The sequence below is a fragment of the Streptomyces sp. NPDC029151 genome, from assembly GCF_055564315.1.
The window spans coordinates 228,198-241,452 of record NZ_JBVHWQ010000011.1 but is presented as its reverse complement, the minus strand read 5'-3'; the positions used below and the strand labels follow the sequence as shown (position 1 = coordinate 241,452).

10 protein-coding genes are annotated in these 13,255 nt (G+C 71.5%); 5 read left to right on the top strand and 5 right to left on the bottom strand.

What is annotated here, in order from left to right:
* Complete coding sequence (locus tag ACZ4VF_RS32905; protein WP_467930579.1) at positions 1–1,866, bottom strand: ricin-type beta-trefoil lectin domain protein; 1,866 nt, start codon at positions 1,864–1,866, stop codon at positions 1–3.
* 134 nt (positions 1,867–2,000) lie between these two features.
* Here ACZ4VF_RS32905 and ACZ4VF_RS32900 point away from each other — a divergent pair, with 134 nt between their 5' ends.
* Both ACZ4VF_RS32900 and ACZ4VF_RS32895 read left to right on the top strand, forming a co-directional pair.
* Positions 2,001–5,015, top strand: coding sequence for a glycoside hydrolase family 3 protein (locus tag ACZ4VF_RS32900; protein ID WP_467930577.1), 3,015 nt, complete (start codon positions 2,001–2,003; stop codon positions 5,013–5,015).
* Positions 5,016–5,122: 107 nt separating this feature from the next.
* On the top strand, positions 5,123–6,499 hold the full coding sequence (locus ACZ4VF_RS32895) for a hypothetical protein (protein ID WP_467930576.1): 1,377 nt from the start codon (positions 5,123–5,125) through the stop codon (positions 6,497–6,499).
* A gap of 8 nt (positions 6,500–6,507) precedes the next feature.
* Here ACZ4VF_RS32895 and ACZ4VF_RS32890 read toward each other — a convergent pair whose 3' ends face one another.
* From ACZ4VF_RS32890 to ACZ4VF_RS32880, 3 genes are all read right to left on the bottom strand, one after another.
* Positions 6,508–6,741 (bottom strand): hypothetical protein, encoded by a 234-nt coding sequence (locus ACZ4VF_RS32890; RefSeq protein ID WP_467930575.1) that lies wholly within the window; start codon positions 6,739–6,741, stop codon positions 6,508–6,510.
* A 157-nt stretch (positions 6,742–6,898) separates the two neighbouring features.
* Positions 6,899–7,141, bottom strand: coding sequence for a DUF397 domain-containing protein (locus tag ACZ4VF_RS32885; protein WP_467930574.1), 243 nt, complete (start codon positions 7,139–7,141; stop codon positions 6,899–6,901).
* Positions 7,138–7,959 (bottom strand): helix-turn-helix domain-containing protein, encoded by an 822-nt coding sequence (locus ACZ4VF_RS32880; RefSeq protein WP_467930572.1) that lies wholly within the window; start codon positions 7,957–7,959, stop codon positions 7,138–7,140. Before ACZ4VF_RS32880 ends, ACZ4VF_RS32885 begins: the two co-directional genes overlap by 4 nt.
* Positions 7,960–8,071: 112 nt before the next feature.
* On the opposite strand from ACZ4VF_RS32880, the gene ACZ4VF_RS32875 reads away from it, so the two are divergent.
* Positions 8,072–8,509 carry an ATP-binding protein gene (locus tag ACZ4VF_RS32875; protein WP_467930571.1) on the top strand — a complete coding sequence of 146 codons (438 nt, stop codon included), beginning with the start codon at positions 8,072–8,074 and terminating at the stop codon, positions 8,507–8,509.
* Positions 8,510–9,502: 993 nt separating this feature from the next.
* On the opposite strand, the gene ACZ4VF_RS32870 is transcribed toward ACZ4VF_RS32875, so the two are convergent.
* On the bottom strand, positions 9,503–10,108 hold the full coding sequence (locus ACZ4VF_RS32870; protein ID WP_467930570.1) for a YceI family protein: 606 nt from the start codon (positions 10,106–10,108) through the stop codon (positions 9,503–9,505).
* A gap of 221 nt (positions 10,109–10,329) precedes the next feature.
* On the opposite strand from ACZ4VF_RS32870, the gene ACZ4VF_RS32865 reads away from it, so the two are divergent.
* Together ACZ4VF_RS32865 and ACZ4VF_RS32860 are read left to right on the top strand one after the other, a co-directional pair.
* Positions 10,330–10,836, top strand: coding sequence for a hypothetical protein (locus ACZ4VF_RS32865; RefSeq protein ID WP_467930568.1), 507 nt, complete (start codon positions 10,330–10,332; stop codon positions 10,834–10,836).
* Between the two features lie 26 nt (positions 10,837–10,862).
* The gene (locus ACZ4VF_RS32860) at positions 10,863–13,166 is read left to right on the top strand and encodes a polysaccharide lyase 8 family protein (RefSeq protein ID WP_467930567.1); all 2,304 of its coding nucleotides are present in this window, start codon (positions 10,863–10,865) and stop codon (positions 13,164–13,166) included.
* Positions 13,167–13,255 lie beyond the last annotated feature (89 nt).

Here is a 13,255-nt window from a genome sequence, read left to right as displayed (position 1 = left end):
TTACCTCAGCTGCCACTTCTGGTTGGCGGCGCCGGTGCACGACCAGATCTGGATCCGGGTCCCGTTCGCGGACGCGTTGTCCGTGACGTCGAGGCACTTGTCCGCCGCCGTGTTCACCACATCACCGGTGGACGCGTCGTACGACCACCGTTGGGCACCGGTTCCGTTGCAGTCGTACAACTGCACCTTGGCCCCGTCGGCGGTCGAACCGGAGGTGACGTCCAGGCACTTGCCGAGCGCCTGCACCGACCCGTCGGCCTGGACGGTCCACTGCTGGGCGGCGGTGCCGTTGCAGTCGTAGAGCTGCACCGCCGTACCATTGGCGCCCGAACCGCCCGCCACGTCGAGGCACTTGCCCGCGAGCCCCACGAAGGCGCCGGTCCGCGCGCCGCCGCCGGACTGGGTGCCGGACCAGGTGAAGGTGGCCGAGGTCCTGCCGGGCAGCGCGTAAGTGGCGTGCTGCGAGCCCCAGTTGATGGTGACCGTCTTCGCCGCCGAGGAGGCGTTGTAGGCGATCAGCGCCTTGCTGCCGTCCGGGTTGCGCCAGGCGACGTTGGGCACGGCGGTGGACGCGGTGGAGGCGATCCGCTGGGCGCCGGGGCGGACGAACTTGGTCAGGTGGCCCATGTCGTAGTACTCGACGGTGTAGTCCACGGTCCCGCTCGCGCCGTCGCCGTTGTGCACGGTGACCAGGCCGGTGCAGGTGCCGCAGCCGCCGTTGTGCGGGCCCATGTTCTGGTCCACGGCCAGCGACCACTTGGTCACCGACTTCGCCCAGTTGCGGGTGTAGTCGATGATGTTGTTCATGTCCTCGCGCTGCTGGTCGGCGATCCAGGTGCCGCCGGAGTGCTCGGTGCCGAAGGCGTCCAGCGCCGGGTACCGGTCGTGCACGGCGGTCTGCTTGCCGACGTCACCGCCGTAGCCGTGCCAGGCGATGCCGCCGAAGTTGGGGTGGTTGCGGACGGCCGGGTCGTCCACGGTCTGGGCGGCGTAGGAGTCGTAGACGTCCCAGTTCCAGTCGTGCGCCAGCACCTTGGTGGTCAGGCCCGCCGCCTGGAGCCCCGGCAGCAGCTCGCTCTTGGTGAAGTAGGCGAGGCCGTTCGCGTTCCAGCTCATCGACGGATAGCCGGAACAACAGGTCGGCTCGTTCTGTGCGGTGACGTAACGGACGTCGATGCCCTGGTCCTTGTACGCCTGGAGGTACTTCACGAAGTACGAGGCGTACGCCCCGTAGTCCTCGGCCTTCAGCCAGCCGCCGTTGAGGGAGCCGCTGTCCTTCATCCAGGCCGGTGCCGTCCATGGCGAGGCCATGACAGTCAGAGAGGGGTTCAGCTGGAGCGCCTGCCTGGTGAGCGGCACGACGTCGGCCAGGTCGTGCGCGATCGAGAACCTCGCCAGGGACGGGTCGGTCTGACCGGCCGGCACGTCGTCGTAGGTGTAGCCGTAGCGGGCGAGGTCGGAGGCGCCCATCGGGTTGCGCAGGAACGACAGACCGATGCCGTCCGTCGGCGAGAACAGCTTGCGCAGGGTCGCGTCCCGGGTCGCCGGGGACAGCGCCCCGCTGCTGTTCATCAGCCAGGCGGCGGTGTCCGTGAAGGACGCGCCGCCGCCGGTGAACGTCTGGTACCGGGTGTTCTCGTCGACGGTGATGTTCTCGCCGCCACCGCCCGTCCCGGGCTGGAAGGCGAACGGCGTCTGCGGCTGGAGGCCGCGTACGACGTGCCGGCCGGCGGAGTCGTCGGTGGTGGTGAGCCAGGCGGTGACCTGCTCACCGGCCGCGTGGGCGGGGGGTACGGCCACGCCGAGGCCGGCGGCGGAGAGCAGCCCGGCGAGCAGCAGCCGGACCGTGCGGGGGGATCTCCTCATGGTGCGTCGCCCTTCCTCTTGCGATCGGCGGAGCTGACGGAGCGTCTTGACGGGGCGGACGGCCCCTAGTTAACTCACGGCGTGAGCTAAGCCCTGAGTGAACCGAGTGAACCACGAGAGCCGAGGGAAGGTCCATGCGAAGAACCGCCCTGCTCGCCTCCGCCGCACTCCTCGCCGGTCTGCTGCCGTGGGCGGCGACCGCACGCGCCGCCGACGAACCCGCCCCCGTCCCCGTGGACCGCTTCGAAGGCGAGGTGCCCTTCGCCGCCCAGCCCGCCGAGGGCCTCTTCACCTGGGGCGGCGACACCGACGACCCGCCCACGCTCCGCCTCGCCGACCGCGCCGACGCCCCCGAGGGGGGCAAGGTCCTCACCGGCGGCTACGACATCAGCGGCTACGGCGGCTTCACCCACGACTTCGCCGCCACCGCACCCGCCCACGACTGGTCCGCCCACCAGGGCGTCCGGCTGTGGTGGGAGGGCCGGAACAACGGCCGGAGGATCACCTTCGAGATCAAGGACGGCGGCGCCCACGGCGAGGCCTCCGAACTCTGGACGACCTCCTTCACCGACGACTTCACCGGCTGGAAGCAGATCAGCCTCCCCTTCACCGACTTCACCTACCGCACCGACTACCAGCCCGTCGGCGGCATCGACCACGTCCTCGGCCTGAAGGAGATGTGGGGCTACGCCGTCACCCTCCCGCCCGGCACCAAGGGCGACTTCGCCATGGACGGCGTGGAGCTGTACGGCAAGGCCGACCAGGCCCTGCGCGCCTCCGTCACCACCGACGCCCCCGTGATCCCGGTCCGGGAGGGCCGGACGGCGAAGGTCGCGGTCACCGTGGCCACCACCGGCGAGGCGCCCCTCACCGACCCGGTCACCGTCCATTACGCCACGGCCGACGGCACGGCGACCGCCGGCGAGGACTACACCCCCGTCTCCGGCACCCTCACCTTCCCGGCCGGCACCGCCTCCGGCACCGTCCGGACCATCGAGGTGCCCACCCGCCGGGACCGCACGGCCGAAGCCGCCGAGACCATCCCCCTGAACCTCACGACCACCGGTGCCAAGGCCCCCGCGGAGTCCCCCCGGATCGTGATCGACGCGCACGGACTGCCGTACCTGAACGCCCGGTTGCCGGTGCGGAAGCGCGTCGCTGACCTGCTCGGCCGGATGTCCCTGGCGGAGAAGGCCGGCCAGATGACCCAGGCCGAGCGCGGCGCGATGAGCCGCCCGGACGACATCGCCGCCTACGCCCTCGGCTCCCTGCTCTCCGGCGGCGGCTCGACCCCGACACCCAACACGCCCGCCGCCTGGGCGGAGATGACCGACGCCTTCCAGCTCCGCACGCAGGCGACCCGCTTCCAGATCCCGCTGCTCTACGGCGTCGACGCGGTCCACGGCCACAACAACCTCTCCGGTGCCACGGTCATGCCGCACAACATCGGCATCGGCGCCACCCGCGACCCCCGGCTCGCCCAGGAGACCGGCGCGGTGACGGCGGCCGAGGTCCGGGCCACCGGAGTCCCCTGGGACTTCGCGCCCTGCCTGTGCGTGAGCCGCGACGAACGCTGGGGCCGCTCCTACGAGTCCTTCGGCGAGGACCCGGCCCTGGTCGAGTCCATGGAGACGGTGATCCAGGGCCTCCAGGGCCGCGCGGACGGCAGGGACCTGAGCCGCAACGACAAGGTGCTCGCCACGGCCAAGCACTTCGTCGGCGACGGAGGCACCGCCTATGGCTCCTCGACCACCGGGACGTACACGATCGACCAGGGCGTCACCACCGTCACCCGCCGGCAGCTGGAGGACATCCACCTGGCGCCGTACCGCGAGGCCGTCGACCGGGGCATCGGCACCGTCATGCCGTCGTACTCCTCCCTGGACATCACCGGTGACGGCAAGGGCGCGGTGAGGATGCACGCCCGCGGCGACATGATCAACGGCGTCCTCAAGGACCGCATGGGCTTCTCCGGCTTCGTGATCAGCGACTGGAACGCCATCGACCAGCTCCCCGGCGACTACGCGGCCCGCGTCCGCGCCTCCGTGAACGCGGGCGTGGACATGATGATGGTGCCGTACGGCTACAAGGAGTTCGCCACCACGCTCGCCGACGAGGTGAAGGCGGGCCGGATCAGCGAGCGGCGGATCGACGACGCGGTCTCCCGCATCCTCACCGAGAAGTTCCGGCTCGGCCTCTTCGAGCACCCCTACGCCGACACACGCGGCGCCGCCGCCATCGGCTCCCCGGCCCACCGCGAGGTCGCCCGCCGGGCCGCCGCCGAGTCGCAGGTCCTGCTGAAGAACGCGGGCGGACTGCTGCCGCTGAAGAAGAGCGAGAAGGTGTACGTCGCCGGGTCCAACGCCGACGACATCGGCAACCAGACCGGCGGCTGGACCCTCACCTGGCAGGGCGCCTCCGGGAACACCGTCCCCGGCACGACCGTCCTCCAGGGCCTGCGCGAGGCGGGCGGGAACGTCACCTACTCCGAGGACGCCTCCGCTCCCACCGGCGGCTACGACGTCGGTGTGGTCGTGGTCGGCGAGACCCCGTACGCCGAGGGCGTGGGAGACGTCGGCAACGGCCACGACCTGAACCTGTCCGCCGCCGACCGGGCCGCCGTGGACAAGGTGTGCGCCGCCATGAGGTGCGCGGTGCTGATCGTCTCCGGCCGCCCCCAGCTGATCGGGGACCGGCTGGACGACATCGACGCCCTGGTGGCCTCCTGGCTCCCCGGCACCGAGGGCGAGGGCGTCGCCGACGTCCTCTACGGCAGGCGCCCCTTCACCGGACAGCTCCCCGTCACCTGGCCCAGGTCCGAGTCCCAGCTGCCGATCAACGTGGGCGACCCGGCGTACGACCCGCAGTTCCCCTACGGCTGGGGCCTGACCACCCTGACCGAGCCCCCGAAGGGCGGTACGGCCACCCTGCGCGACCTCGCCGCCCGGGCGGCCGCGGCCGAACGCCACGGCGACGCCCGCACCGGACGCGCCCTGGTGACCCGGGCGCGGCTGCTCGTCCAGCAGAAGGCGGACGGGCGTATGAGGGAGGCGGTGGCGAAGCCCTTCGCGGACGCCGACCACCTGCTGCTGACCGGCCGGTACGGAAAGGCGGTGGAGAAGCTGGCGGAGGCCTACCGGGCGGCTTGATCGCCGGGGGAGCCGACTTCCGGGGGCCGGGGAGCCGGTTTCCGGCGGCCTGCTCCCGGGAGGACCAGAAACGACCGGTTTGGGGAAGCTTCGGGTAGCGTCGAAGCATGAAGGCCGTCCCGCGGACCCGAAGCCTCCCCGCTCTGCTGCTGGCCGCCCTCGTCCTGGCGCTGGCGACCCTCTTCGCACCCGGGGCGAGCGCGGACAGCAGCGTCTCCACGATCGCCCGCGCCCTGCGCCAGAGCCCCGTCTACGTCGACCCGGCGGCCCGCGGCCAGCTGTCCGCCGCGGACGCCGCCACCCTCGCCGACCGCATCAAGGACGCCGACAAACCCCTCTTCATCGCCGTCCTCCCGGCCGGCTACCCCACCGCGAACCTCTTCTCCGACCTCCGCTCCGCCACCGGCGTCACCGGCCTGTACGGCATCCGCCTCGGCGACCGCTTCGACGCCCGCGCCGACTCCTCCGTCATGTCGTCCACGGCCCGGCGGAACCTGGTCCGCAGCGTCCAGGGCGAGGACGCCAAGGCCCAGCTGACCGACTTCACCGACCGGGCCCTGGCCAACATGGGCGGCCACGCGCCGCGCAGCTGGGGCGGCTCGGCCGGGGGCGGCGGTATGTCCACCACCGGCCTGATCACCACGGTCGCGGTCCTGGCGGCCGCCGGCGCGGGCGCGTACACGCTTGTCCGGCGCAGCCGCCGGCGCCGGGAGGAGGAGCAGCGGGCCGCCCTGGACCGGCTGCGCGTGGTCGTGGACGAGGACATCACCGCGTTCGGCGAGGAACTCGACCGCCTGGACTTCCACCCCTCGGAACCGGGCGCCGACAACGCGATGCGCGCCGACTACGAGCGCGCCCTGGACGCCTACGAGACCGCCAAGCAGCGCATGGCCGAGGCGAGGAGACCGGAGGACGTCCGGCTCGTCACCGAGGCACTGGAGGACGGCCGCTTCTCCCTCGCCCAGCTGGCCGCCCGCCGCGAACACCGCCCCCTGCCGGAACGCCGCCCGCCGTGCTTCTTCGACCCCCGCCACGGCCCCTCGGTCTCCGACGCCACCTGGACCCCGCCCGGCGGCACCCCGCGCCAGGTCCCCGTCTGCGCCGCCGACGCCACCCGTCTGGCCGACGGCCGCGACCCCGTGATCCGCGAGGTGGACACGGAGTACGGCCGCCGCCCCTACTGGGACGCGGGCCCCGCCTACGGCCCCTGGGCGGGCGGCTACTTCAGCGGCGGCCTCCTCCCCGGCCTCCTCGTCGGCACGGTCCTGGGCGGCCTGATGGCGACACCCACGTACGCCGCCGACTACGGCACCGGGTACGGCGACTTCGGGGGCGGTTACGAGGGCGGCGACGTCTCCGGGACGGACTTCGACGCCGGGGACTTCGGGGGCGGGTTCGGGGACGGGGGCGGCTTCGACGGAGGCGGAGGCGGCTTCGACGGAGGCGGCGGGGGAGGGGGAGGGGACTTCGGCGGCGGCTTCTGAAAGTCCGGTCAGCGCGCGTGACGGCGGACGACCCGCCGCCGAGTGGCGTAACGCTCACCGGCGGCATGCCACCAGCCCGGCGGCGAAGGCCCGGCCACGACGGACGCCGGTTGGCCGGGATGCAGCCCCAGCCGCCACAGGGCACCGGCCTCGACACTCACACCGAGCGTGCCGTGCCAGTGCCCGTCGTCGCCGACCCGGCACATCAGATCGATCCGCACCTCGTCCTCGGCGAACGGCATCCAGTCGATGCCGCGCTCACGCAGTCAACCGAGGAGCACGTGGACCGGGTTGCGGCGCCCGGGCACGTTCGCGTACGAGGTGATGTGGATCCACTCGGGCGCGGGTGCGGGTGCGGGCGCGGGTGCGGGTGAGGTCTCGGCGGTTTCGGATGCGCTTTCAGCGGGCCATGCCGTCAAGGAACTCGCTCCAGGTGGTGGGGGAGAGGGTGAGGACGGGACCGGTGGTGTTCTTGGAGTCGCGGATGTGGATGGCGGCGGGGTGGGTGGAGACCTCCACGCAGTTGCCGCCTTCGTTGCTGCTGTAGCTGGACTTGCGCCACGTGTAGGCGAGTTCGAGGCAGTCGCCACCCTGGCTGCCGCTGTAGCTGGACTTGAACCACGCCAGTGCTGCGGTGTTCATGACTCTCCTAGCAGTTCGCTCAGCAGGCTCACGCTCTTGCCGGGTGAGAGGGCCTGTGACCGCAGCATTCCATACTTCAGGTGATAATCGCTGACCTCGTTCGGGTCGTCGACGAGGAAGCTCGCGCGCTGCACTTCCAGGTACACCAGACGCTCGTACTCGGGCGTTTCCAGCAGAGTCATGGGGCCCGCGAGCCCGGCGTGCGGCATGCGATCCATGGGCATGATCTGCACGCTCATGTGAATCGGCTCTGTGTACTCAATGATCTTACGGATCTGAGCTCGCATGACCTCCGGACCGCCAACCTCCCGCCGCAGGATGCTCTCCTCCAGTACGAAGTGACCCACGGGCGGTCGATCCCGTTGCCAGATCAACTGCCGGTCCATACGGGCGTTCACCCACTGTTCGGCCGTTTCGCTGCCGAGTGCGGGATAACGAGAGTCGAAGGCGGCCAGACAGTACTCCCGGGTCTGAAGCAATCCCGGCACCATCTGCGTCTCGTACGACAGGATGCTCACCGCCTCCTGCTCGTGATCGATGAGCCCCTGCGCGAACTGAACGATCCGGTCCCGCACCGGCAGCTTGGCCACCACCACCGCCAACGCGCCGCCGGTGTCGAGGAGTTCGTCGAACTGCTCGGCGCGGTCCGGTTGGAGGGCTAACCGCCCCTGCTCGATCGACCTCACCGTGTCGACGGAGAGGCTGGCCCTCTCCGCGAACTGTTCCTGGGTGAGACGGGCCTTCCGCCTGAAGTGCGCCACGAGCGCACCGACCGCGTACCACGAACCGACCTTCTTGGGCCTCGCTGCCTCGTGCATGGCCGTTCCCTTCCCCCGTACGCACGCCGAGCTCTCGTAGTGGACTCGTAGGAATGAGAACTACGACTTCACTCACTGACCCACTGTAGTGACGCTTAGTGACACTCGCCTCATGAACGCAGAACCCCAACACCCCCGCACGCGCCAGGCGTTCTACCGCCGGGACCGCAGGTCGGTGCCGCTCGCGCGGGAGTTCGTACGCGGGACGCTGGCGGAGTGGGCCACGGCCGAGCGCGGCGACGACGTACTGCTCTGTGTGAGCGAGCTGGCGACCAACGCCCTCCTGCACGGCGTTCCCGCGGGGCGAGGTTTCCTGCTCCGGCTGGAGTTGCACCGCGACAGTGCGCTGCGCGTGGAGGTGCACGACAGCGGCCCGGGCGAGGTCCGCGCCCCGGAGACGTCTCCGGACTCGGAACACGGCCGGGGCCTGCTCCTCGTCGCCGCCCTCGCCGACAAGTGGGGCGTGGGGGAGCGGAACCCCGGCAAGATCGTGTGGTGTGAGTTCGCGGTGCGCGGTGGCGAGGCGACCGTCCCGGGCCGGCCGAGGTGACTGTCTGCCGACGACGTGGCTGTGGGGCCGCCCGCTTCTTCTCTCAGTGTCGGGCTTCCGCGAGGTGAGTCAAGGGCGCTCCCGTTCCGCTGCGCTCCACTCCCGCGTCGGCTCCGCCGATGGGCCTCCGGCCCACCCTTGACACACCTCGCTCCAGCCCGGGAAAGAAGCGAGCGGGCAGCCCGGGGAAAGTGGCCGGCTGAGGCCCGCCGCCCCCTTGGGTCGGCTGCGTTCGTGGCGTGGGTGAGGGGGCGCGGGAGGCTTCGCGGGCACGCCGGGTGAGATGGGCGGCTTCCCGTGGTGGGTCTGGCGGCGGGTGACCGGCGTGCGCATGCGCGGTGGGTGCGGTGGCGGACAGCTGGTCAAAGGCGGGGCGCACTCCGCCCCCGCGCAGCGGCTGGGGCCCTGCTTCGGCGCCCCATCGGCCCCGGAAGTCACACGAGGGCGGTATCTGGCGGATTTGGGCCACCTCCGCCGACGCCCCACCCCGCGATCCAGCCCTCGTGCTGCTCTCCCTGGCCCAGGTCCGCCAGTCACTTGGGGTAGGGAGACCCTCCAGTCCCACCAGACGTGTGTAAGGCGGAACCGCGTCCTCATCCCACCGACCGCTCGCCGCCCATCCCACCCGGCGTCGCGATCGGCTCCCGCGCGCGCCCGCCACCTTCCGGCCCGGCACTCGCCGATCCCACCCGGCGTGCCCGCGATCCGCTCCCGCGCCCCCTCACCCACGCCACGCACGCAGCCGACCTCGGGGCCCGGTGCCGGGCTGGGCCACCGTCTTTCCGGGCCGCTCGCTCGCTTCTTCCCCGGGGTGGAGCGGGGTGTGTCAAGGGTGGGCCGGAGGCCCATCGGCGGAGCCGACGCGGGAGTGGAGCGCAGCGGAACGGGAGCGCCCTTGACTCACCTCGCGGAGGCCCGACACTGGCCGGGAAGCGAGCGGTCCCACGGTCACTGGTGAACGCCGCTCGGGGCGGCGCCGGCGGTGCGCACGGCTCACGCCTGCTTGATGGCCGAGATGTCGAAGACGAGCTTGATCTTGTCCGAGACCAGGACGCCGCCGGTCTCCAGCGCCGCGTTCCAGGTCAGGCCCCACTCCGAGCGCAGGATCTCGGCCTTGCCCTCGAAGCCGACGCGCTCGTTGCCGAAGGGGTCGGTGGCGGAGCCGTTGAACTCCAGGTCGATGGTGAGCGGCTTGGTGACGCCGAGCAGGGACAGGTCGCCGGTGATGCGGAACTCGCCGCCGCCGAGGGCCTCCGCCTTGGTGGAGCGGAACGTCATCGTCGGGAACTCCTCGATCCGGAAGAAGTCGGAGGACTTCAGGTGGCCGTCGCGGTCGGCGTTGCCGGTCTCGATGCTCGCCATCTGGACGTCGATCTCGGCGGTGGACCGGGCGGGGTCGGCGCCGTCCAGGTGGAGCGTGCCGGTGAAGTCCTCGAAACCGCCCTTGACGTTGGTGACCATGGCGTGCCGGGCGACGAAACCGATCGAGCTGTGGGCCGGGTCGATCGTGTAGTCGCCGGTCAGGGCGGTCAGGTCGGGGCCGGCGGCGGGCTGGGCGGCGGGGGCGGGGGTGGCGGTCTTGCGGCCGAAGATGCCCATGACGTGCTCCTGAGGATGATGGTTGAACGTTGAACGAACTCGTGACTCAGAAGGTAGACCCATTCGGTTCAGTTTTCAACTTGTACCGGAGTGTGTCCACGTGTTCGCGCACAGTCGCTGTGCGCGCCCTCTGGCGGACACCCCGCCCACTCGGGCACCATCTGCCTGCACCACCTGCACAGCCGCCCCCATAAAGCACGGCCCGCCGCAGGAAGGTCCCCATGAAGCCGCTGAAGCCCCGCGCCCTCCTCACCGCGCTCGCCCTCGTCGTCGCTCCCGGTGTCGCCGTCCTCGGTACCGCGACGGACGCCTTCGCCGTCACCAAGATCAGTCACGCCACCGCCACCCAGATGTTCCGCGACGTCGGCATCACCTGGTCGTCCTCCGGTAACTGCTCCGACCGCAACAACCCCGCCTGTACCTCCTTCGAGCAGCTCAACCTGGCCACCGCCCAGGGCGCCCAGACCCTCAAGCGGGCCGCCGGCTGCGCGCTCAACATCACCGGAGGCACGGAGACCGGCCACGCCTCCGGCACCTACTCCCACTGGAACGGCTACAAGCTCGACTACGGCAAGAACACGTGCGTGACGTCGTACATCAAGAACACCTTCACCTACATCGGCCTCCGTGGCGACGGCGCCCCGCAGTACCGGTCCGGTTCCGGCAACATCTACGCCGACGAGGGCAATCACTGGGACGTCCTCTACTACAACTGCGGTGGCTGCTGAGCCGGCGGAGGGCGGTGACCGGCCCCATGGGTCTGACCCGACGCGCACTCCTGCTGGCCGCCGCCCTCGCCGCCACCCCGGCGGCCGGCGCCCGGGCGGCCGACGACGCCTACGACACGCTGCGCCGCCGGTGGCTCGACATCGCGCTGGGCGGCGGATACGACCCGGGTGTCGAGCCCTACGCCTCCCGGCTCGCCCAACTCGGTCAGCGGGCGCGGGAGTTCCAGGGCACCATGGCCCCCGCCCCGGCTTCCCTCTGGCCCGGGCACCCCTTCGACCCGCCCTCCGGTATCACCTTCAGCTACGGCCGTCTGTGGACCATGGCGCAGGCCTACGCGCAGGGCGGCACCGGCGGCACGGGTGATCCCGGGCTCCTCGCCGACGTGCTGCGCGGGCTCGACCACCTCTCCGCCACCGTCTACAACCCGTCCACCAGCCGCTACGGCAACTGGTGGGAGTGGCAGATCGGCAGCCCCCGGCTGCTGATGGACATCACCGCCGCCCTGTACGAACGGCTCGGCCCCGAGCGGATCGCGGCGGCCTGCGCGGCCGTCGACCATTTCGTGCCGGACGCCGTGCTCACCGACTACTCCGGCACCTCCACCGGCGCCAACCGTGTGGACCTGTGCCGCTCGGTCGCCCTGCGCGGCATCCTGGGCCGCGACCCGCGGAAGATCTCCCTCGCCCGTGACGCGCTCTCACCGGTCTTCCCGTACGTGACCCGGGGCGACGGGCTCCATGCCGACGGGTCCTTCGTCCAGCACACCTGGGTCGCCTACTCCGGGACGTACGGCCAGGTCCTGCTCGACGGTCTCGGGCGGCTGTTCGCGCTGCTCGCGGGATCCGAGTGGGAGGTCGTCGACCCGGCGCGGCGACACGTCCTGGACAGCGTCGAGCACGCCTACGCGCCCCTGATCCACGACGGACTGGTGATGGACTGCGTCAACGGGCGTGCCATCAGCCGGGGTTACCTCCGCTCCGACGACCTGCACGTGCTCCGCTCCGACCATTACCACGGGCAGGCCCTGATCGCCGCCATCGCCCTCCTCGCGGACGGTGCGAGCGGGGCGGAACGGGAACGCTGGTACGGGATGATCAAGGGATGGGTCGAACGGGACACGGTCGTACCGGCGCTGACGTCCAGTCAGTTCGGGGTCGCCGATCTCGCGCGGCTGCACGCCGTCGTCGCCTCGCCCGTGCCCTCCGCCCCCGAGCCCCTCGGTCACCGGCTCTTCCCCGCCATGGACCGAGCGGTCCACCGCACCCCACGCTTCACGGCCGCCCTCGCCATGGCCAGCGACCGCATCGCCCACTACGAGTGCGGCAACGGCGAGAACCCGCGCGGCTGGCACACCGGGTCCGGCATGCTCTCCTGGTGGCCACGGGGGTGCGGCGACCAGTACACCGACTGGTACTGGCCCACCGTCGACTGGTACCGGCTGCCCGGCACCACCGTCTCCACCCGGCGCCTCGCCGACCGCGCCGGCGGCGAGTGGGGTGCCCCCAAGCCGGACGTCCGCTGGGTCGGCGGGGTGACGGACGGTACGTACGCGGCGGTCGGCCAGCACCTGAAGGGGCTCGGATCCACCCTGGAGGCCCGCAAGTCGTGGTTCTTCCTCACCGACGCCGTGGTCTGCCTGGGTGCCGGGATCAGCTGCGCCGACGGTGTCCCGGTCGAGACGGTCGTGGACAACCGGAACCTGGGCGAGGGAGGCGGGCAGGCCTTCGTACGGGCCGCGCGCTGGGCTCATCTGGAGGGGCACGGCGGGTGGGTCCTGCCGTACGGCGGCGAGCTGCGCACCCTGCGCGAGGACCGCACCGGCGCCTGGTCCGACATCAACACCGCCGGCACCGACGAGCGGCGCACCCGCCGCTGGCAGACCCTTTGGCTCGACCACGGCACCGACCCGGTGGCCGCCCGCTACACCTACGTGCTGCTGCCCGGCGCCACCCGCGCCGAGACCGCCCTGCGGGCCGCCGACCGGAGCCGGCTGTCCGTCCTCGCCAACGGCACGGACGCCCAGGCCGTCGCCGTACCCGGCTCGGGGGTGACGGCGTACACCTTCTGGCGGGCCGGTACGGTGGGAGACCTCACCGTCTCGGCCGGCGCGAGCGTGCTCGTCGTCCGCCGGGGGCGGACGGCCACCCTCCACGTGAGCGAGCCGCCCCGCACCGGAGCCCCGCTGGAGCTGGTCTGGGACCATCCGGTACGCGCGGTGGTCCGGGCCGACGACAGCGTGGAGGTCCGTTCGGCGGACCGCCGTCTGAGGCTCCTCGTCACTCCGGGGATGGCATGCTCCACCCATGAATGTGAGGTGGCTCTCAGGTGACGCCTTTGTGGTCCTCCTACAACAGCGTGGCCTCCTGAGCAGTCGGAACGGCTGCATGTCGCCACGGTTCTGTTCACTCGTACCAGGAA